The 18,754-nt window shown below is 61.9% G+C and carries 21 protein-coding genes and 1 tRNA gene; 16 read left to right on the forward strand and 6 right to left on the reverse strand.

Going from position 1 to position 18,754, the window contains the following annotated elements:
* Positions 1–109 precede the first annotated feature (109 nt).
* From M653_RS0111245 to M653_RS0111265, 5 genes are all read left to right on the forward strand, one after another.
* Entirely contained in the window at positions 110–1,216 is a 1,107-nt protein-coding gene (locus M653_RS0111245; protein WP_245262106.1) for a DegT/DnrJ/EryC1/StrS family aminotransferase, read from the forward strand.
* Positions 1,213–2,151: a glycosyltransferase family 2 protein gene (locus M653_RS0111250; protein WP_198028764.1), complete on the forward strand. Its 939-nt coding sequence runs from the start codon at positions 1,213–1,215 to the stop codon at positions 2,149–2,151. The genes M653_RS0111245 and M653_RS0111250 overlap by 4 nt, the downstream gene beginning before the upstream one ends.
* A complete protein-coding gene (locus tag M653_RS0111255) occupies positions 2,148–3,098 on the forward strand; it encodes a WxcM-like domain-containing protein (RefSeq protein WP_027143447.1) in 951 nt (316 codons plus the stop codon). The genes M653_RS0111250 and M653_RS0111255 overlap by 4 nt, the downstream gene beginning before the upstream one ends.
* Positions 3,099–3,102: 4 nt before the next feature.
* Positions 3,103–3,471 carry a GtrA family protein gene (locus M653_RS0111260; RefSeq protein WP_198028765.1) on the forward strand — a complete coding sequence of 123 codons (369 nt, stop codon included), beginning with the start codon at positions 3,103–3,105 and terminating at the stop codon, positions 3,469–3,471.
* A 175-nt stretch (positions 3,472–3,646) separates the two neighbouring features.
* Entirely contained in the window at positions 3,647–3,850 is a 204-nt protein-coding gene (locus M653_RS0111265) for a CsbD family protein (RefSeq protein WP_027143449.1), read from the forward strand.
* A 569-nt stretch (positions 3,851–4,419) separates the two neighbouring features.
* Here M653_RS0111265 and M653_RS0111275 read toward each other — a convergent pair.
* Positions 4,420–4,504, reverse strand: a tRNA-Leu gene (locus M653_RS0111275).
* Between the two features lie 277 nt (positions 4,505–4,781).
* On the opposite strand from M653_RS0111275, the gene M653_RS0111280 reads away from it, so the two are divergent.
* Complete coding sequence (locus M653_RS0111280) at positions 4,782–5,375, forward strand: YqaA family protein (RefSeq protein ID WP_027143451.1); 594 nt, start codon at positions 4,782–4,784, stop codon at positions 5,373–5,375.
* An 82-nt stretch (positions 5,376–5,457) separates the two neighbouring features.
* Positions 5,458–5,976 carry a disulfide bond formation protein B gene (locus M653_RS0111285; RefSeq protein ID WP_027143452.1) on the forward strand — a complete coding sequence of 173 codons (519 nt, stop codon included), beginning with the start codon at positions 5,458–5,460 and terminating at the stop codon, positions 5,974–5,976.
* A gap of 327 nt (positions 5,977–6,303) precedes the next feature.
* On the opposite strand, the gene M653_RS0111290 is transcribed toward M653_RS0111285, so the two are convergent.
* Positions 6,304–6,861, reverse strand: a complete 558-nt coding sequence (locus M653_RS0111290; protein ID WP_027143453.1) for an HNH endonuclease — start codon at positions 6,859–6,861, stop codon at positions 6,304–6,306.
* A gap of 188 nt (positions 6,862–7,049) precedes the next feature.
* Positions 7,050–7,691, reverse strand: coding sequence for a DNA-3-methyladenine glycosylase (locus M653_RS0111295; RefSeq protein ID WP_027143454.1), 642 nt, complete (start codon positions 7,689–7,691; stop codon positions 7,050–7,052).
* Between the two features lie 75 nt (positions 7,692–7,766).
* Between M653_RS0111295 and gluQRS the strand changes: the two genes are divergently transcribed.
* Positions 7,767–8,639 (forward strand): tRNA glutamyl-Q(34) synthetase GluQRS, encoded by an 873-nt coding sequence (gene gluQRS, locus M653_RS0111300; protein WP_027143455.1) that lies wholly within the window; start codon positions 7,767–7,769, stop codon positions 8,637–8,639.
* Between the two features lie 103 nt (positions 8,640–8,742).
* Here gluQRS and M653_RS0111305 read toward each other — a convergent pair whose 3' ends face one another.
* Entirely contained in the window at positions 8,743–8,979 is a 237-nt protein-coding gene (locus M653_RS0111305; protein WP_027143456.1) for a ribbon-helix-helix protein, CopG family, read from the reverse strand.
* 232 nt (positions 8,980–9,211) lie between these two features.
* Here M653_RS0111305 and M653_RS0111310 point away from each other — a divergent pair, with 232 nt between their 5' ends.
* Complete coding sequence (locus tag M653_RS0111310) at positions 9,212–10,108, forward strand: DMT family transporter (RefSeq protein WP_027143457.1); 897 nt, start codon at positions 9,212–9,214, stop codon at positions 10,106–10,108.
* A 131-nt stretch (positions 10,109–10,239) separates the two neighbouring features.
* Here the strand turns inward: M653_RS0111310 and M653_RS0111315 are convergent, their stop codons facing one another.
* On the reverse strand, positions 10,240–11,091 hold the full coding sequence (locus M653_RS0111315; protein ID WP_027143458.1) for a YihY/virulence factor BrkB family protein: 852 nt from the start codon (positions 11,089–11,091) through the stop codon (positions 10,240–10,242).
* A 58-nt stretch (positions 11,092–11,149) separates the two neighbouring features.
* Here M653_RS0111315 and M653_RS0111320 point away from each other — a divergent pair, with 58 nt between their 5' ends.
* The 7 genes from M653_RS0111320 to M653_RS0111350 all read left to right on the forward strand — a co-directional run bounded on the left by M653_RS0111320 (position 11,150) and on the right by M653_RS0111350 (position 16,658).
* Positions 11,150–12,016 (forward strand): SDR family oxidoreductase, encoded by an 867-nt coding sequence (locus tag M653_RS0111320; RefSeq protein WP_084636597.1) that lies wholly within the window; start codon positions 11,150–11,152, stop codon positions 12,014–12,016.
* A 25-nt stretch (positions 12,017–12,041) separates the two neighbouring features.
* Complete coding sequence (locus tag M653_RS0111325) at positions 12,042–12,233, forward strand: twin transmembrane helix small protein (RefSeq protein WP_015315567.1); 192 nt, start codon at positions 12,042–12,044, stop codon at positions 12,231–12,233.
* An 18-nt stretch (positions 12,234–12,251) separates the two neighbouring features.
* Entirely contained in the window at positions 12,252–12,833 is a 582-nt protein-coding gene (locus tag M653_RS0111330; RefSeq protein ID WP_027143460.1) for a cob(I)yrinic acid a,c-diamide adenosyltransferase, read from the forward strand.
* Between the two features lie 33 nt (positions 12,834–12,866).
* Positions 12,867–13,667 carry a rhomboid family intramembrane serine protease gene (locus tag M653_RS0111335; protein ID WP_027143461.1) on the forward strand — a complete coding sequence of 267 codons (801 nt, stop codon included), beginning with the start codon at positions 12,867–12,869 and terminating at the stop codon, positions 13,665–13,667.
* 203 nt (positions 13,668–13,870) lie between these two features.
* Complete coding sequence (locus tag M653_RS0111340) at positions 13,871–14,620, forward strand: electron transfer flavoprotein subunit beta/FixA family protein (protein ID WP_027143462.1); 750 nt, start codon at positions 13,871–13,873, stop codon at positions 14,618–14,620.
* 20 nt (positions 14,621–14,640) lie between these two features.
* Positions 14,641–15,570: an electron transfer flavoprotein subunit alpha/FixB family protein gene (locus tag M653_RS0111345; protein WP_027143463.1), complete on the forward strand. Its 930-nt coding sequence runs from the start codon at positions 14,641–14,643 to the stop codon at positions 15,568–15,570.
* 209 nt (positions 15,571–15,779) lie between these two features.
* Entirely contained in the window at positions 15,780–16,658 is an 879-nt protein-coding gene (locus M653_RS0111350) for a 3-hydroxybutyryl-CoA dehydrogenase (RefSeq protein WP_015315562.1), read from the forward strand.
* Positions 16,659–16,667: 9 nt separating this feature from the next.
* Here the strand turns inward: M653_RS0111350 and M653_RS0111355 are convergent, their stop codons facing one another.
* On the reverse strand, positions 16,668–18,647 hold the full coding sequence (locus M653_RS0111355) for a PAS domain S-box protein (RefSeq protein ID WP_027143464.1): 1,980 nt from the start codon (positions 18,645–18,647) through the stop codon (positions 16,668–16,670).
* Between the last annotated feature and the right edge of the window lie 107 nt (positions 18,648–18,754).

Below are 18,754 nucleotides of genomic sequence, written 5' to 3' on the forward strand. Positions count from 1 at the left end.
GACAACAGCATTAATTCAGCTTGCCAAGAGTTGTGTCCAGCGACCACTCTCGAAGTGAAAAACAGATTCAGCCATTGAGTCGCCGATGACGAAACAAGATTCCGTCCCGATGAACGACCTCAAGCGACTGTATCAACGATACCAGGTCGAAATTGAACGTGAAGTAACAAGCACACTGCGCTCCGGATGGTGGCTCAATGGCGCGATGGGCAAGAAATTTGCCGCCAACTTTGCGGGCTTCATCGGCGTCTCGGATTGCGTTCTTGTGGCCAACGGAACGGACGCTCTCGAACTGGCCTTGGCCGCGGTTGTCGCACGCAATGGCGCTCGGGGACGCGAAGTCATCATGGCTGCCAATGCCGGCGGCTACGCAAGTTGCGCCTGCTGGCACAACGACCTTGTCCCCCACTATGTCGACGTCGAGGCAGCCAGCCAGTTGATCAGCGTTTCATCGGTGCTGGCCGCGGCCGGCACCGATACCGCTGCCATCGTGGTCACGCATCTTTATGGCGGCGTCGTCGATGTCGGTGCCATCAAGAGCGCGCTCGCCGAGGCCGGGCTCTCACATATTCCGATCGTGGAGGATTGTGCGCAGGCGCATGGCGCACGTATCGGCGGGCGCGTGGCGGGTTCACTCGCGGACGTGTCGACTTTCAGCTTCTACCCGACCAAGAATCTTGGCGCGGCGGGTGACGGAGGCGCCATTCTGACGTCGGACCCGGCGATCGCCGAACATGTACGGCGGCTGCAGCAATATGGCTGGATTTCAAAATACCATGTCGGCGTACCCTATGGCCGGAATTCCCGCATGGATGAGGTCCAGGCGGCCGTTCTTGATGTCTTTCTGCATGATCTGGGCGATAGAAACGAACAGCGCCGTGCTATTCTGGGCCGCTACAAGTCGGCCGCCGGGCGGCGGCTGCAGTTCGTGGAAGGCGGTGACGGCGCGGTCGCGCACCTTGCCGTCGCCCTGTGCGACGAGCGCGATGCGTTCAGGATTTTCATGAAGGAGCGTGGCGTCGATACCGAGATCCACTACCCCGTCCTTGACTGCGACCAGGTCGGCTGGGCAGGACTGCCGATGAAAGGAACCGAAAATCTGGTGGTCTCAAGGGCCAGCGTAAACCGTCTCTGCACCGTGCCATGCTATCCCGACATGACGAATGACGAGGTCGACCAGGTCTGTCTGGCGCTCGCCCAATGGGAGGCAATGTGACGACACGCTCGATCGTTTTTCCGATCTACCGCAATCAGGCGAATATCCCCTCCCTGATGCAGGCGGTCGCCAATTTTCATGCCAGATATGGGGGCGATATCGAATTCGTCTTCGTCATCGATGGGTCGCCGGATGAATCGGGGCCCTTGCTTCTCAATGCGCTGAAGACCTCCGGCTTCGACTACAAGATCATCTTTCACAGCCGGAATTTCGGCTCTTTCACCGCCATTCGAACCGGTCTCGAGCATGCTTCTGGCGATCATGTCGCCGCCATGGCCGCCGACCTCCAGGAGCCGCCGGAACTGATCGTGGAGTTCTTTTCGATCCTGGATAAGGATGGCGCCGACGTCGTATTTGGACGCAGGACCGGCCGCAATGATCCGCCGATCACACGGTTTTTGTCGAAAGCGTTCTGGGCGGCCTACCGCAGGCTCGTCCTGCCCAGCATGCCAAGCGGCGGGGTCGATATTTTTGCCTGCAACCGCCAGGTGCTGGAAGCGATCCTGTCCATCGAGGAGCCCAACTCCTCGCTTGTCGTACAATTGTTCTGGGTCGGCTTCAGGCGGGAATTCGTGCCCTATCGCCGCCGCGAACGAGAGCACGGAACGAGTGCCTGGAGCATGGCCCGTCGGTTCAGATACATGATGGACAGCATCTTTTCGTTCTCCGACTTCCCGATAATTCTGACCCTTTGGGTGGGCTTTGCGGGCTGCCTGCTCAGCCTGCTGTTTGCAGCCGTTACCGTCGCGGCGCGGTTGCTCGGCAACATTGACGCGGCCGGCTACACAACGCTGGTGCTGCTGATCGTGGGCTTCGGATCGGCCAGTCTGATGGTCCAGGGCATTCTCGGCTGCTATCTCTGGCGGGCGGTTGAAAACACCAAGTCACGGCCCCTCCGGGTGATCAGCCGCGTCGTCGAGGGGACATCGAAATGACCGACAAGGCATTTTTTGTTCATGAGCAGGGCATCTGCGAAAGTCCGCATATCGGCCAGGGAACACGCATCTGGGCGTTTGCCCACGTTCTGCCGGGCGCCGTTATCGGTGCGGGCTGCAACATTTGTGACCATGTTTTCATCGAGAACGACGTGGTGATCGGTGATGACGTGACCATAAAAAGTGGCGTTCAATTGTGGGACGGCCTCCGCCTTGGGAACCGCGTTTTCGTTGGTCCAAACGCGACATTCACCAACGATCGTTTCCCGCGCTCGAAAGAGTATCCTGAGGCATTTCTTCTGACGACGGTGGAGGACGGCGCATCGATAGGCGCTAATGCGACCATCCTGCCAGGCATAGTCATCGGACGTCAGGCGATGATCGGTGCCGGCGCGGTGGTGACCAAAAACGTCCCCCCCAATGCCGTGGTGGTCGGAAATCCAGCCATCATCATCGGCTACCAGACCGGTCCGCAAATCCAGCCGACAGTGACCCAGACATTCCCCGATACGCCCGGCGAAAGAATGCCGCTTGGCATCGGCGGCGGCGAACTCTGGCGGCTGCCGCATTTTGGCGACCTGCGCGGCGAGATCGCACCGCTGGAGTTCGGTTCGAACCTGCCCTTCAAACCGGCACGCTCCTTTCTGGTCTACGGCGTGCCTTCCGATAAGGTCAGAGGCGAGCACGCGCATCGCGAATGCCACCAATTCCTCATCGCGGCCCACGGCCGGCTGTCGGTTGTCCTCGACAACGGCCATGACAGAAAAGAGGTTTCACTGGCCGAACCGTCGATCGGGCTCTACATGCCGCCAGGCATCTGGGGAATCCAATACAAATTCCAGCCAGACACGGTCCTGCTGGTCATGGCTTCGCATCACTATGACGCCAGTGACTACATCAGGGATTATGCGGATTTCCTCAGCGTAGTCAGACAGGATGGCCGCTGACCGAATGCGCGCAGACGCTGTCCGCTTCCTCGTCGCCGGTGGTCTCAACACAGCTTTGACCAGCCTCATCTATTTTGCCGGCCTCGTTGTCCTGCCTTCAGGTCTTTCCTATGCCATTGCCTGGCTGGCCGGTCTGTTGTTCGTCATGATGTTCTATCCCGAGCGTGTCTTTCCCGGAGGACGCACCGGTTTTGCCGATCGCCTGGCGATGGGGGGCTCGATCATTGTCGTCTTCCTGATCGGATTGGCGAGTCTTCACTTTCTGCGAAGCATCCTGCAGAAGACCGCGGTCGCGTTCTTCCTGACCCTTGCCGTCACGACGATCCTCAACTTCCTGATTTCCCGATGGATACTTCGCCGACCATGCAGATAGGCAAACGCGCGACCAAGCCGGCGATCATCGCTGCCCACCTCCCGAAGCGCTCAATGCGACATCCGTATGTGAATATTGGCGAGCCATCCCGGAACATTTTAGCAGAGCTGGATGTTTGGATGTCATGACGGGGCCGTGCTCGCCCTGCTTTCGACAGACCATCGAGGAGAGAACCATGGATTGGAACCGCATCGAAGGAAACTGGAAGCAATTCAAGGGCAAGGTGAAGGAACAGTGGGGCGACCTCACCGACGACGATCTCGACCAGATCGCCGGGAGGCGCGACCAGTTGGAGGGCAAGATTCAGGAACGCTACGGCATCGCGAAGGATCGCGTTCGCCAGGAGGTCGACGACTGGTATCGCCGCCAAAGCTGGTAGTTCGTTCAAACGTCCATTTTGTTGAGAGGGCGCCGGCATGGGCCGGCGTCCTTCTCCGTCCTGGGCAGACAGCTGCGGTGTCCTCAGCTTGGTCTTGCGGATCGAGAACTGGCTGACGCCGGCAAACGGGCGCCTCCCGCTTTGAAAGCCTTCCCGCGCGCGCCACCTCCGGTGAAATGCTCGCTGAACTTCAAAGGGGATGTTGGTCGCGATGATCAAAACAAACGGCCATGGTCCGACCAGTTGCGAATTTGACGACCGCCTCCACCAGGGCGTCATCGCTGCACGGCCAGTCCGGCGCCATGCGTCGAACCTCCGCGATCACGTCCCGTGTGGAGATTATCGCAAATGCCTCCCACCCCGATAGCGTCATGGAAACAAGCTCTTCGCTTGTCAGGCGGGGTAATATCCGATGCCGCGTCCTGTTCACCGCGTTTCCTCCCAACGATGAACGTTAAAGATAGAGCCTAGCGCGAAGCCCCGAGGTCAGCGAGCTAAAATGTGGTCTGACCAAGTTGGCTCACGCCCACGGTCTTGGGGTTGGATTTGTTGACTTCAAAGCGATCAAATGGTGCCCCTAGCCGGGATCGAACCAGCACTCCTTGCGGAACTCGATTTTGAGTCGAGCGCGTCTACCAATTCCGCCATAGGGGCTCAGGCCGGGCGGCCTGGATGGGCGCGGACTATACGGTCGGACGCCTGTTCGTCAACTGGCCAATTTTCGGTATCGCACTGGATGCGACCAATCTTCGCCTTTCGATTTCGTGGCGGTGCTGCCATTGTGCAGCGCGGAAAATCTTTCTAGACAGGCGGCGCACCAAAGCGCGCCGTGTCTGGAGACATGCTGCGGCGCGCTTTGCGTCCTTTTTTCATCCATGCCCTTGTCCCAGGGCGGCCGTGCGGTTTTGGGTCACTTGCACTAGGAGAGCCGATGCTTCGCGGACTGTACGACTGGACCCTGTCGCTGGCGGCCCGCAAATCGGCCGAATGGTGGCTGGCCTTCATCGCTTTCGTCGAAAGCTCGGTATTCCTAGTGCCGGCCGACGTGCTCTATCTGCCGATGGCGTTGTCGCGGCCGGATCGCGCCTATCGCTATGCCTTCATCGCCACCGTCGCCTCGGTGCTGGGCGGCATTGCCGGCTGGTTCATCGGCCACTACGCCTATGACGCGGTGGCGCGGCCCATCCTCGAATTCTACGGCAAGTATGACGAGTTCGAGCAGTTGCGCTCCTCTGCCGGCGTGAGCATCGAATTCATCGCCCTAATGCTGGTCACTTCGGGTGCCGCGCATCTGCCGCCCATCAAGGTCGTGACGATCCTGTCCGGCGCCCTTGGCGTCAATCTGGCGCTGTTCATCGTGCTGGCCATCATCGCGCGCGGCGGCCGCTTCGTGCTGCTGGCGTGGCTTTTGCGCCGCTATGGCGAGCCAATCCGCGAATTCATCGAAAAACGCCTGGGCCTGATCGCCGGCGCCGCCGCGGTTGCCCTGATTTTGCTCTATATCCTGATCAAATACGCTCTCTGACGCTTGTCGCTCAAACCGCGCAACGGTTTCGAGAGCGTGCAAGCAGATCTGGCGGACGGCGAACACGATGGACGAGAGACCGATGACAGCGACCATGAATGCCGATACCGGCCGCCAGCGGACACGCGCTGCCTTGTTTCTCGCGGTCGCGATGGCCGCGACCGTTGGTTCGGCACTCGGTTTCCAGCACATCGGCGGATACATACCCTGCCATCTCTGTCTGGAACAGCGCACCCCATATTACATTGGCGTGCCTTTGATGGTGCTGGCGGTGATCGCATCGATGCTGCGCGCACCGGCATGGCTGACGCGCGGCCTGCTGGCGATCGGCGGCCTCTTGATGCTCTACGGCCTTTATCTCGGCGTCTATCACTCCGGCGTCGAATGGGGCTGGTGGCAGGGTCCGGCCGATTGCACGGCCGGGGCCGGACCGGTCGACACCGGCGGCAAAGGCGTGCTCGACGCGCTCGACAAATTCGTGCCGCCCTCCTGCGACAAGGCCGCCTTGCGCATTCTCGGCCTGTCCCTGGCCGGTTGGAATGCCATCGCCAGCCTGATCCTCGCCGCCGTCGCCTTCCGCGGCGCTCTGTCTCGTGACTGACACAACAGCGCCGTCGCGAGATCATTCAAGAATTCGGCAGATTGAGTGACCCATTGTGGCCGGAGAAGTCGGACTTATGCGCCGGTCTGCTTGTGGGCGAGCAGCATCGTTATCCGGCCGACCGCTCAGGATTAAACGTCCATGACACGATGCGGCGCTCGGTCGATATGCCTTCGCACTACCGGATTTTAGCGCACGAGGGAGCACCGGCTGCTGCGCGACCCTCAAGCACCGATGGCGACGATGCGTGAAATCCTTTGTTGCCCCGTTGCCGCTCAGACCCAAAAAACGCTTCAGGCGGCCAGCCTGCCGAATTCTCGTACGGACTCAAGGCTCCAGTTCGACATCCCAGTAGAGATAATCCATCCAGCTTTCATGCAGATGGTTGGGCGGAAACAGCCGGCCGTTATTGTGCAGATCGTGCACGGTTGGCTGATACGGCTTCTGCAGCGGCCACATCTTTGCCTGCGACGGCATCATCCCGCCCTTCCTCAAATTGCAGGGCGAACAGGCGGCGACGACATTCTCCCATGTCGTGGCACCGCCGCGATGGCGAGGGATGACATGGTCGAAGGTCAGGTCGTCGGGCGTGCTGCAATACTGGCACTGGAAACGATCGCGCAGGAAGACGTTGAAGCGGGTAAAGGCCGGATGCCTGGACGGCTTCACATAGGCCTTCAGGCTGACCACGCTCGGCAGCTTCATCGAGAAGGTCGGCGAGGATACCGCATGCTCGTATTCGGCGACGATGTTCACCCGGTCGAGGAACACCGCCTTGATGGCATCCTGCCAGGACCAGAGCGACAAGGGGTAATAGCTGAGCGGGCGGTAATCCGCATTCAGCACCAGCGCTGGAAGCCCATCCGGAGATACGGCAACCGTCACCTTGTTGACCTCCTTGGTTCGCACATGATCCCGAAAATCGAATTCGACTTTCGGAAAGGATCATGCGCTGCTTCAAAAGCCCGACCGTTCGGCGCGGATACTGTAAGCCCGACATGACAGGGATGTGAAGCGGATTGTCGCTCGCGCGACGTGCCAAAAACGCATGATTTTTATGCTTTTTTGCAAATTCAGGCCGGCGGTGCGGCGTCCCGGCCCCTGGTTTCGCGATAATAGGACCAGAAAAGCCGCGATGCGACACCTCGCCACGGGCTCCATGATTCGGCCAATGCGATCAGTGTTTTCTCCGCTGGACGCGGGTCGATGCCCAGCGCGTGGCCGACAGCGCTCTGCAGGGCGACATCGCGCGCCGGGAAAATATCGGGGTGCCCGGCGGCAAACAACAGATACACTTCCGCCGTCCAGGGACCGATACCGGGCACGGCCGTCATCCTGGCGATTGCCTCCCCAGCGTCCAGCGAACAAAGGTGATGCAGGTCGAGCCCGTCGGCTACGGCCTGGGCGACCGCGACAAGGCCACGCTGCTTGGGCCGCGACAGGCCGGCCTCGCGAAACATGTCCTCGCCGGCGGCCAGGATCGCTTGCGGCGTCAGCGGATCGACCAGTTTCGTCAGCCGGCCGAAGATGGCATCGGCGCTGGCCCGCGACACCTGCTGCGAGACGATGATCGAGGCCAGGCTCCTGAAGCCGGGCTCCGAAAGCCTGAGCGGCACCTCGCCGGCCATGCCGCGCACTTTTTCCAGGCGCGGGTCGATGAGGCAAAGCGCGTCCAGTCCCCGCTCAACGTCGTCAACTGTCGCGATGCGCTGCATGATATCCTTGTCCGAAAATGTGCCGCAAAGTAGCAATGGCCAAAACCGCAGCACAACCCGATTGCCGCCTGAGACATGACGCTCCTGACATTCCGCTTCGCGCCCAGCCCCAACGGCGAACTGCATCTGGGCCACGCCTATTCGGCGCTGCTCAATCAGAAGCTGGCGAGGCATACGGGCGGCCGCCTGCTGCTTCGTGTCGAAGACATCGACACCACGCGCTGCACGCCGGAGTTCGAGGCGGGCATGTTTGCCGACCTGAAATGGTTGGGCCTGGGCTGGGAAGAGCCGGTGCGCCGGCAATCCGAGCATTTCGCCGACTACGAAGCGGTGCTGGAACGGCTGATCCGCGAGGAACTGGTCTATCCCGCCTTCATGAGCCGTGGCGAGATCAGGGCTTTCATCGCCAGCGAAAGGCGCGGACGCGACTGGCCGCGCGATCCCGACGGTGTGCCGCTCTATCCCCAGGTCGACAAGGCATTGCCGATGAAGGAACGCAAACGGCGCATCGCCGAGAATGCGCCTTTCGCCTGGCGGCTGGACGTCGGCGCCGCCATGGCGCGTGCCGGCAAGGACATCACATGGGCCGAATTCACCGATGAGACGCTTTCCGCGACGCGCCCGGTCGAAGCCTGTCCGCAAGACTGGGGCGACGTGATCGTGGCGCGCCGGGACATCCCGACCAGCTACCATCTCGCGGTCGTCATCGACGATGCACTGCAAGGCGTCAGCCATGTCGTACGCGGACAGGACCTGTTTTCCGCGACCGGGGTGCAGCGGCTGCTCCAGAAGATTCTGGGGTTACCACGGCCGGCCTATTTCCATCATCGGCTGATCCTCGGGCCGGACGGGCGAAAACTGTCGAAGAGCCTCAGGGATACCGGTCTCGCCGCCTTGCGCGAAGCCGGCGCTTCGCCGGACGATGTCAGAAAGATGGTCGGACTGTAAGGGCATGCAGCGGCGCGTGGATTGCGTTCGCTGATGTAGTCTCCGATAGTTTCAAGCTCCGTCAGGTAGCGTCTGGTCCAGATGATGCGCATGATCGCCCGGCTTACGCCTGGCTGTATTGGTTGAGCACCAAAGCAATTTCTTCCTCCGTGGCGAACTCGCCACGGTCGGCCTCTTCAAGTCCGGATTGGACGCCAGCGATCCAATTTTCTTGCCAGGCGAGCGAGCGTCCGCGCGCAAGCGCGTCTTCAATGATCTGGGCACGCGTCAGCGTCGAGCGTGCCGTTAGCGCATCGATGCGCCGCAAGAGGTCGTCTGAGATGCCGTCGTTCTTGTCCATACGGCTATTTTGCCACAGACGCGGCTGCCTCGCCAAGAAAATGCCGTCCGGGCGTCGCCGCAGGCAGGGAGCCGTCGGGCTTTGATCTCAATCGCGATCGAAGATCGTCAAATCGATCGGGCACGTTGAATCCCCATGACGCATGGATCAATCGTTTCGTTTTGCGTGCAGGGTTGAACGAGATTAGAGCATCTCGACGGTCAATTCTCACCAGCGCGGCGGTTTCCGGAAAATGTCCAGCCTCAAGCGGTTCATCCCCGCCACCTTCGTCGTCCTTTGGGCGACCGGCTTCATCGGTGCGCGTTACGCCATGCCGTGGGCGGAGCCGTTCACCTTCCTCGCGGCGCGTTTCGTGCTGGCCGCCGCCCTGCTTGGCGTCCTGATGCTTGTGCTGGGCTCGAAACCAGCCACCCGCATCGAGGCGTTGCATGCCACCGGTGCCGGCGTGCTGATGCATGGCGTCTATCTCGGCGCCGTTTTCTGGGCCATTCATAGGGGCATGCCGGCCGGTTTTTCGGCCCTGATCGTGGGCCTGCAGCCGCTGATCACCGCGATGCTCGCTGGCAAGTTTCTGGGCGAGGCCATCCTGCCGCGCCACTGGCTTGGCCTTGCTATCGGCCTTGTCGGCATCGTCATCGTGCTGTGGCCAAAACTCGGGGCGCTCGGCGGCGGCGTGACGGCGGCCACGCTGATCGCCTCCCTGGTCTCCGTGCTCGGCATGAGTGCCGGCACCATCTGGCAGAAGCGTTTTGCTTCCGGCGGTGATCTCGTGGCGGCCACCATGTGGCAATATGTCGGCGGCGCTTCGCTGATGATCCTGGCTTCGCTTGCCTTCGAAACGCAAACCGTCGTCATCAATGGCGAATTGATCTTCGCCATGGCCTGGTTGCTGCTGGTGCTGTCGCTCGGCGCCATCTTCCTTCTGATGGTGATGATCCGCGACGGCGAGATGTCGAAAGTGGCGTCGTTGTTCTACCTCGTGCCGGCGGTGACGGCCATCATCGCCTGGGCCCTGTTCAACGAACAGCTCAACGCACTTCAGATCGCCGGCATGGCGATCACCACGTTCGGCGTTGGGCTGGCGACAGTTCGTCAGACCAAGGGAAGAATTGCGGAATTGAGGAATTGAGGAATTGAGGAATTGAGGAATTGAGGAATTGAGGAATTGAGGCCTATCTCGCGCTGTGTACTTCTCTTCAACTCTTTAATTCCCCATTCTTCGTTTCCCTATTTCTTCAATTCCTCAGTTCTTCAGTTCGGTCAACCGACCCGGGCGCGCGCCTCCAGATAGCGGCTGATCGCGGCGTTGAGCTCGCCGCCGAGGATGAAGATCGCCGAGACGATGTAGAGGAAAACCACAGCGATCATGATCGAGGCGAGACCGGCATAGGTCGTCACATAGGACGAGAAGTGATCGAGATAGGTGGCAAACATCGTCGAGCCGATAAGCCATGCGGCCAGTGTGAAGATGATGCCGGGTATCAGCGATACGAAACGGCGCTTGCCGGCCGGCAGCCAGTAGTGGACGGCAAAAAGTCCGCCGATGATGACCGTTGAGGCAATGACGTAACGCCACAGCGTGCTCGTGCCCGTATAGGGTTTGATCCACTCGAAATGGGCTTCCGCCAGCCGCGCCAGCAGGGGCGCGAACACCAGGAGCACGCTGATAGCCAGGAACCCGGCGGTCGCGATCAGCACGAAGAAGATGCTCTGCACCCGGCGATAGATGATGCCGCGCGTCTCGGTGACCCGATAGGCGCGGTTGAGCGACGTGCGCAGCGCCTCGATGCCGTTAGAGGCAAAATAGGCGGCAAGCAGCACGCCATAAGTCAACAGGTCGGTGCGCCTCACGGTCAGCACGTTCAGCACCTCGCGCGCGATCGGCTTGGCGATCTGCTCGGGCCATGTGTCGAAGACCAGATGCACGGCGGTGTCGGCAAAGGCCTGGGCGCCGAGGAAGCTGGCCAGCGTCGTGGCGAAGATCAGAAACGGAAACAGCGCCATCAGCGAGGTGATCGCCAGATGGCTGGCCATCGCCCAGCCGTCATCGGTGTTGAAATGGCCGAGCGCGTCGTAGAGCACGCGGCGCAGGGCGACAATATTCCGCAGCAAGAACGCGCGCTCCCTTCGATTGTCTCGACGCCGCGAATATGGGAAGGGAATGCGACAAATGGCAACCCTTCGTCAAACCTCGAATTCTCCAGCGGCAGAGTTGCGCACCATCATCGTCACCGGTGCGTCTTCCGGCATAGGCGCCTATTGCGCCCGTGCGTTGAAGGCCGAGGGCTGGCGGGTGTTCGCGACGGCGCGCAAGCCGCAAGACATCGCCGCGCTCGAAGCGGACGGCATCGAGGCCTTCTATCTCGATTACACTGAACCGGCATCGATCGCCGCCCTGGTGGCGGCAGTGCTCGACCGCACCGGCGGCAGGCTCGACGCGCTGTTCAACAACGGCGCCTACGCGCAGGCAGGCGCCGTCGAGGATCTGCCCGTTGCGGCGCTCAAGGAGCAGTTCGAGGCCAATTTCTTCGGCTGGCACGACCTGACCCGCCGTCTGGTTCCGGTGATGCGCCGCCAGGGCCACGGCCGCCTCGTCCATTGCTCATCGATTCTGGGTCTCGTGCCTGTGCGCTTCCGTGGCGCCTATTCGGCGTCCAAACATGCCTTGGAGGCCTTGATGCTCTGCCAGCGCCAGGAACTGGCCGGCAGCGGCATCCATGTCTCGCTGATCGAGCCGGGGCCGGTGAAATCGAAGATCGCCAGCAATGGCCTGGCCTGGTTCCTCAGGAATATCGATCACAAGAATTCCGTGCATCGCGCCGACTATGCCGCGCAGCTGGAACGCATGCGCGCCGGCGGCAGCCAATCGGCACTGAAGCCCGGGCCGGAAGTGGTCCACAAGGTGCTTTGCCATGCACTTCTGTCGCGGCGCCCGCGCCCGCACTATGTGGTAACAATATCGGCCAAGATCGGGGCCATGCTCAAACGCATCCTGCCTGCCTCGATGCTCCACCGCCTGCTCGCCAAGCGCGCCTGAACAAGCAAAGAACTGGAAACACAAAATGGCCACTGCCTTCAATATCCTTGCCATTCTGGTCATGGCCGCCGTGGTGGTCGTGCTGATCAGGGGCCTCATCAACATGATGCGCGGCGGCTCCGGCGTGACCTCCAACAAGTTGATGCAGGCGCGCGTTCTGCTGCAGGCCGTGGCGCTGGCGCTGATCCTGCTTGCCGTGTATTTCACCCGCAAGTGAGGGCCTTCGGGAGGCGATGTGGTCAAGCTCAACAAGATCTACACCCGCACCGGCGATGACGGCACCACCGGGCTCGGCACTGGTGAGCGGCGGCTGAAATCCGATCTCAGGGTGGATGCGTATGGTACGGTCGACGAAGCCAACGCCTGCATCGGCATGGCTCGCGTGCATACCGCACAGAGCTATCAGGCGATCGACGCCATGCTTGCCCGCATTCAGAACGACCTTTTCGACCTCGGCGCGGATCTCGCCGTGCCTGATGACGGCAAGCCGCTTGGCTACGAGCCGCTGCGCATCGTTGCCGCCCAGACCGACCGTGTCGAGCGCGACATCGACCTCCTCAACAAAGACCTTCGGCCGCTGAAATCCTTCGTGCTGAACGGCGGCACGCCGGCGGCGGCCGCCCTCCATCTTGCCCGCACCGTGGCCAGGCGAGCCGAGCGGCTGATGGTCGCCCTGGCTCAGGACCCGGCCGAACACGTCAACCACGACGGGCTGAAATACATCAACCGCGTCTCGGATTTCCTGTTTGTCGCCGCCCGGGCGGTCAATGACAATGGAAATGCCGACGTGCTATGGGTTCCCGGCAAGAACCGCTGAACGGACTGAAAGGCGGGAGGAGGCCAACGACAAATGTTCATCCCGCTTTACGACACCAACAGGCTGCGCCACATCAGGCTGCAATATGTGACGATCGGGCTGATCGTCGCCAACGCCGTGGTCTATTGCGCCACGGCGCTCGGCGGCGAGAACTTCACCAATGCCGCCGTGCTTGGCCTCGGCTTCATCCCCTCCGTCGTTCACGACACGGCCGAGCTTGACCCTCGCTTTATCATCATCCCCGAGAGCCTGAGCTACCTCACCTACTCCTTCCTGCATGCCGACATTTTCCATCTCGGCGGCAACATGCTGTTCCTTTGGGTGTTCGGCGATAATGTCGAGGATGCGCTCGGCCACATCCGCTACCTGATCTTCTATCTCCTCTGCGCCATCGCCGGAGCCGCTTTCCAGGGACTCATCGCCTGGGATTCGCAAGTGCCGCTGATCGGCGCCTCGGGCGCCATTGCCGGCGTGGTAGTCGCCTACCTGATCCTCTACCCCAGGGTAAAGGTGTGGGTGCTTGCCTTTGCCCGCATCCCCTTGCGTATTCCAGCCTTCATTCCGCTCATCCTGTGGGTGCTGTTCCAGGTCGTCATGTTCGCGGCCGGTGGAGAGGATCAGATCTCCTGGGCCTGCCACATCGGCGGCATCATTGCCGGCGCGGTCCTGGTGCTGGTCCTGCGCAGTCGCGGCGTGCCGCTGTTTGCCCCCGCTGACGAGGACGCCGTGGCTCCGACCCCCGAACAGCCGCCGGCCGTTGGCGAACCAGCCACCCCCCAAACGTCCGTCACTGCGGCGCGCTGGGGCCGCGGAAACCCTACTGGCTCGAACTGAACCGATTTGAGCAGCTTCCAGCGTATTGACGACAAGGGTTGCCACAATTACGGAAACGTCTCCGTCGCAGCCCAAGGCGGTTAAGGAGCAGCCGCAAGGCGGGCAAAGACCAGAATTTCCATCCGGAATGTCGGCTTTCGACAACTCAGAAAGGGCGCAGGCTGCTATAGCGCGCCCAACTAGCGTGAAGAGGTGACAGGCAAATGAAGATCCTTGTGCCCGTGAAGCGGGTTGTGGACGCGAATGTGAAGGTTCGCGTGAAGGCCGACGGTTCGGCGGTGGAACTCGCCAACGTCAAGATGGCGATGAACCCGTTCGACGAGATCGCGGTCGAGGAAGCGATCCGGATCAAGGAAGCCGGCAAGGCCGAAGAGATCATCGTCGTGTCGATCGGCCCGCAGCAGGCGCAGGAAACACTGCGCACCGCGCTCGCCATGGGCGCCGACCGCGCCATCCTGGTCAAGACCGACGAACAGACCGAGCCGCTCGGCGTCGCCAAGGTGCTGAAGGGCGTGGTCGAGGCGGAGAAGCCAGGCCTTGTCATTCTCGGCAAGCAGGCGATCGACGATGATTCCAACCAGACCGGCCAGATGCTGGCCGCCCTACTTGGCTGGGCGCAGGGCACCTTCGCCTCCAAGGTCGTACTCGAGGGCGACCATGCCAAGGTGACGCGCGAAGTCGACGGCGGCTTGCAGACGGTGGAGTTGAAGATGCCGGTGATCGTCACCGCCGACCTTCGCCTCAACCAGCCGCGCTATGCCTCGCTGCCCAACATCATGAAGGCCAAGAAGAAGCCGCTGGACGAGAAGAGCCCGGCCGACTACGGCGCCGACGTCACGCCGCGCCTCAAGGTCATCAAGACCGAGGAGCCGGGCGGCCGCAAGGCGGGCGTCAAGGTCAAGAGCGTCGCCGAACTGGTCGACAAGCTCAAGAACGAAGCCGGCGTGCTGTAAGGCTGGGAAGGGATAAAAAGATGGCAATTCTCCTCATCGCAGAACACGACAACGCAACGCTTTCCGACCAGACCGCCAAGGCGCTTTCGGCAGCCCTGCAGATCAACTTGGACGTTCATGTGCTGGTGGCCGGCAAAGGCGCCAAGAGTGCGGCCGATGCCGCCGCCAAGCTGAAGGGCGTGAGCAAGGTGCTGCTCGCCGAAGCCGACGAGCTCGCCGAGCGCCTGGCCGAGCCGACGGCGGCGCTGGTCGTCTCGCTGGCTGGCGCCTACGACACGATCATCGCGCCGGCGACGTCCGCCGGCAAGAACGTCGCGCCGCGCGTGGCGGCCCTGCTCGATGTCGCCCAGGTCTCCGAGATCATCGAAGTGGTCTCGCCGGATACGTTCAAGCGGCCGATCTATGCCGGCAACGCAATCCAGACGGTGCAGTCGAGCGACGCCAAGAAGGTGATCACCGTGCGCACCGCCTCCTTCCAGGCGGCACCCGAGGGTGGCTCGGCTTCGGTCGAGACGGTTCATGCGGCTGCCAATCCCGGCCTGTCCACCTTCGTCGAGAACAAGCTGTCGGAGACCGACCGTCCGGAGCTGACCTCGGCCAAGATCATCATCTCGGGCGGCCGTGCGCTCGGTTCCTCGGAAAAATTCCAGGAAGTCATCCTGCCTGTCGCCGACAAGCTCGGCGCCGCCGTCGGTGCTTCCCGCGCCGCTGTCGACGCCGGCTATGCGCCGAACGACTGGCAGGTCGGCCAGACCGGCAAGGTCGTCGCCCCCGATCTCTACATTGCGGTCGGCATCTCCGGCGCCATCCAGCACCTCGCCGGCATGAAGGACAGCAAGGTCATCGTCGCCATCAACAAGGACGAGGAAGCGCCGATCTTCCAGGTTGCCGACTACGGCCTCGTCGGCGACCTCTTCGTCATCCTGCCGGAGTTACAGAAGGCACTTTGACGCTTCCGCGCAACCGTATTAAATTGCCAGGGGTGGGGTAGACGAAGTCGCCCCACCCTTTTAGTTTGCACCGCACAATAAGCAGGCCACAAAGGCTGAGAGCAATTCCAGCGGCAGTGCGCAGGTTTTTTGCGCCGGGAATTGCGGGAAAACAAAGAGATGGGGCGGTTCGCGATTCTGGCGAAAAACGCTCCGGACGGGATCGGGTAATGAGCAAGATCGAGACGATCGGCATCATTGGTGCGGGCCAGATGGGCGGCGGCATAGCGCATGTCTCCGCGCTTTCGGGTTACAAGGTGCTGATCTACGATATATCGCCCGACCGTATCGAGAAGGGCATCGCCACCATCAGCGGCAACATGGCCCGTCAAGTGGGGTCCGGCAAGCTCGACGAGAAACTCCGTAACCAGGCCATGGCACGCATCGCGTCGGCACCGACGATGGCCGATCTTGCCGGCGCCGATCTGGTGATCGAGGCGGCGACCGAGGACGAAACCGTCAAGCGCAAGATCTATGCGCAGCTCTGCCCGCAGCTTAACCCCGAAGCGATTCTGGCGACCAACACCTCGTCGATCTCGATCACGCGGCTGGCGGCGCAGACCGACCGGCCGGAGCGGTTCATCGGCATACACTTCATGAACCCTGTTCCGCTGATGAAGCTGGTCGAACTGGTGCGCGGCATCGCCACCGAGGACCAGACCTTCGAGGCGGCGAAGACCTATGTGAAGCAGCTCGACAAGACGATCACGGTCTCGGAGGATTTCCCGGCCTTTATCGTCAATCGCATCCTTCTGCCGATGATCAACGAGGCGATCTACACCCTCTATGAGGGCGTCGGCTCGGTCGATGCCATCGACACCGCCATGAGGCTCGGCGCCAACCATCCGATGGGACCGCTGCAGCTTGCCGATTTCATCGGCCTCGATACCTGCCTGTCGATCATGCAGGTGCTGCATGACGGCCTGTCGGATTCGAAGTACCGTCCCTGCCCGCTGCTGGTCAAATATGTCGAGGCCGGCTGGCTCGGCCGCAAGACCGGACGCGGCTTCTACGACTATCGCGGCGAGCACCCCGTTCCGACGCGCTGACGCGTCCGGTCACGAGGCCGCGGCGAGCGGCTTGGGTGGTTCTGACCTGTCGTCGGCGGTTTTGCCGTCGGGTGCCATGCAAACGCATCCGCGCCCGGCCGCCTTGGCCGCATAGCAGGCGGTATCGGCCCTCGCGATGATCTCGTCGACTTCGCCGCAATTGGCGCAGATCGCCGTCAGCCCGATGCTGGCGCCGATCGCGTGCGGCCGGCCCTCCCAGGTGAAGTTGAGGCCGGCTATCGCATCGATGATGGAACGCGCCGCGAGCCGCGCGCCAGCGGCAGAACCGGACTTCAGGATAACAGCGAATTCGTCGCCACCCAGACGCGCGACGATGTCTTCAGAACCAAGCACGCCGCGCACTGCCTCCGCGACCCGCTTCAGCAGGGCGTCTCCCGCAGCGTGACCGCCCGTGTCGTTGACCAGCTTGAAATGGTCAAGGTCGATGAACATGAACTGATGGCGGTCCCCGGCCATCGTGCCGTCCTTGCGCGCCTGATCGACCAATCCCTCCATGGCGAGGATGAAGCTCGAGCGGTTGGCGAGCCCGGTGAGCGCATCGTGCGCGGCGGCATGGGCAAGCTGGCGCTGCAGGGCGCGCGCATCGGTGAAGTCCTGGAAGACGATCACCAGCCCGCCGAATTCGTTGCGCTCGTTGATGATCGGCGACACGACCTGGCGGATGCTGCAGCGTGTGTCGTCGCACCGGATGAGGACCGCGCGGCTGTTCTGGTCGGAGCGCGCCTCTTCGCCTGTCACGGGCCGCGTCATGCCGATCCTGTGGCCGGTCTCCTCGTCGACTGCCCAATAGACATGGCTCAGCGTCTTGCCGAGTGCCTCGTCGCCGGAAACGCCGGTCAGCTTTTCGGCCACCGGGTTCATGAAGGTGACGCGGTTCGCGGCATCGGTGCAGATGACCGCATCGCCGATCGATTGCAGCGTCACTCTCAGCCGCTCCTTCTCGTCGGCCAGCATCGCCGCCGAGACGATGAGCCGTTCTTCGGCCTGCTTGCGCAGGGTGATGTCGGTCAAGCTGCCGATCGCTCTGATCAGCTGTCCGTCCGCATCGCGCTCGATGGCCTTGCCGCGGTCGAGAATCCAAACCCAGCGGCCATCCTTGTGGCGCATCCTGAACTCGGCCTCGAAAAATTCCGTCTGGCCATCGAGATGGGCGCGATCAGCCTCCGCGACCGCGGCGCGGTCGTCGGGATGGATCATCGTCAGCCAGCGATCGGGGTCGCCATCGAGCTCGCCATCCCCATAACCCAGCATCTTGACCCAGGTGGGGGAATAGGTGGTGCCCCCCTTGCGCATGTCGAAATCCCAGACGCCTTGACCGGCGCCGGCCAGCGCGAAATTCCAGCGTGTTTCCGCCTCCGTGATGCGCGCCTCGGCCTGCTTGCGCGCGTCGATGTCCTCGATCTGCGAAACGAGATAGAGCGGCCGGCCGCTTTTCTCGTCTCGGATGACGGAGCCGGCAAGATTGGCCCAAATGGGTGCGCCATCCTTTTTGAGGTAACGCTTCTCGAATTGGAAAGTATCGACGGTGCCCGTCTTCAGGCCGGCCATCGTTTCGCGTCCGATCTGCAGATCGTCGGGATGCGTGAGCTGGAAGAAGGTCAGCGCCTCGATTTCCTCGCGGCTATAGCCAAGCATGGCGGCGAAGGCTGGGTTGGTCTGGAGAATACGCCCATCGAGGCTGACGATGGCGATGCCGATGACCGAGTCTTCCATGGCTCGGCGGAACCGCTGCTCGCTTTCCGCAATATGCCGCCGGTCATCAGAGATGCGCGTGATGAACAGATGAGCCAGGAAAAGCGCGCAGACCGTAACCGCGACCGACATTTGAAGGCAAAGTCTGAGGGCTTCCGCGCCGAGGTCCAGCCTTGACGGCACAAGCGAGGCGGCCACCACGGCAAAGCCGGCCACAAGCAGCGCCAGAGCTGCATGCTTGTACTGTCCCGGCCCGATGATACTTCGCAATGTCACGATTTATGCCACCCCCGTGGGCAATCGCTTTTTTCCGTTAAGACCCTGAAGGATCGATTTTAAGGAATGGTTGCGACCGGGGCATCGGCGACATGGGAAACCGGCAA

Source organism: Mesorhizobium sp. WSM3626 (genome assembly GCF_000513935.1).
GTDB lineage: Bacteria > Pseudomonadota > Alphaproteobacteria > Rhizobiales > Rhizobiaceae > Mesorhizobium > Mesorhizobium salmacidum.

Bases quoted from the DNA above. Each gene is read 5' to 3' on its own strand.
- M653_RS0111245 (WP_245262106.1), top strand. From the start codon at position 110: ATGAACGACCTCAAGCGACTGTATCAACGATACCAGGTCGAAATTGAA.
- M653_RS0111255 (WP_027143447.1), top strand. From the start codon at position 2,148: ATGACCGACAAGGCATTTTTTGTTCATGAGCAGGGCATCTGCGAAAGT.
- M653_RS0111260 (WP_198028765.1), top strand. From the start codon at position 3,103: ATGCGCGCAGACGCTGTCCGCTTCCTCGTCGCCGGTGGTCTCAACACA.
- M653_RS0111265 (WP_027143449.1), top strand. From the start codon at position 3,647: ATGGATTGGAACCGCATCGAAGGAAACTGGAAGCAATTCAAGGGCAAG.
- M653_RS0111280 (WP_027143451.1), top strand. From the start codon at position 4,782: ATGCTTCGCGGACTGTACGACTGGACCCTGTCGCTGGCGGCCCGCAAA.
- M653_RS0111285 (WP_027143452.1), top strand. From the start codon at position 5,458: ATGACAGCGACCATGAATGCCGATACCGGCCGCCAGCGGACACGCGCT.
- M653_RS0111295 (WP_027143454.1), bottom strand. From the start codon at position 7,691: ATGCAGCGCATCGCGACAGTTGACGACGTTGAGCGGGGACTGGACGCG.
- gluQRS (WP_027143455.1), top strand. From the start codon at position 7,767: ATGACGCTCCTGACATTCCGCTTCGCGCCCAGCCCCAACGGCGAACTG.
- M653_RS0111305 (WP_027143456.1), bottom strand. From the start codon at position 8,979: ATGGACAAGAACGACGGCATCTCAGACGACCTCTTGCGGCGCATCGAT.
- M653_RS0111310 (WP_027143457.1), top strand. From the start codon at position 9,212: ATGTCCAGCCTCAAGCGGTTCATCCCCGCCACCTTCGTCGTCCTTTGG.
- M653_RS0111320 (WP_084636597.1), top strand. From the start codon at position 11,150: ATGGCAACCCTTCGTCAAACCTCGAATTCTCCAGCGGCAGAGTTGCGC.
- M653_RS0111325 (WP_015315567.1), top strand. From the start codon at position 12,042: ATGGCCACTGCCTTCAATATCCTTGCCATTCTGGTCATGGCCGCCGTG.
- M653_RS0111335 (WP_027143461.1), top strand. From the start codon at position 12,867: ATGTTCATCCCGCTTTACGACACCAACAGGCTGCGCCACATCAGGCTG.
- M653_RS0111340 (WP_027143462.1), top strand. From the start codon at position 13,871: ATGAAGATCCTTGTGCCCGTGAAGCGGGTTGTGGACGCGAATGTGAAG.
- M653_RS0111345 (WP_027143463.1), top strand. From the start codon at position 14,641: ATGGCAATTCTCCTCATCGCAGAACACGACAACGCAACGCTTTCCGAC.
- M653_RS0111350 (WP_015315562.1), top strand. From the start codon at position 15,780: ATGAGCAAGATCGAGACGATCGGCATCATTGGTGCGGGCCAGATGGGC.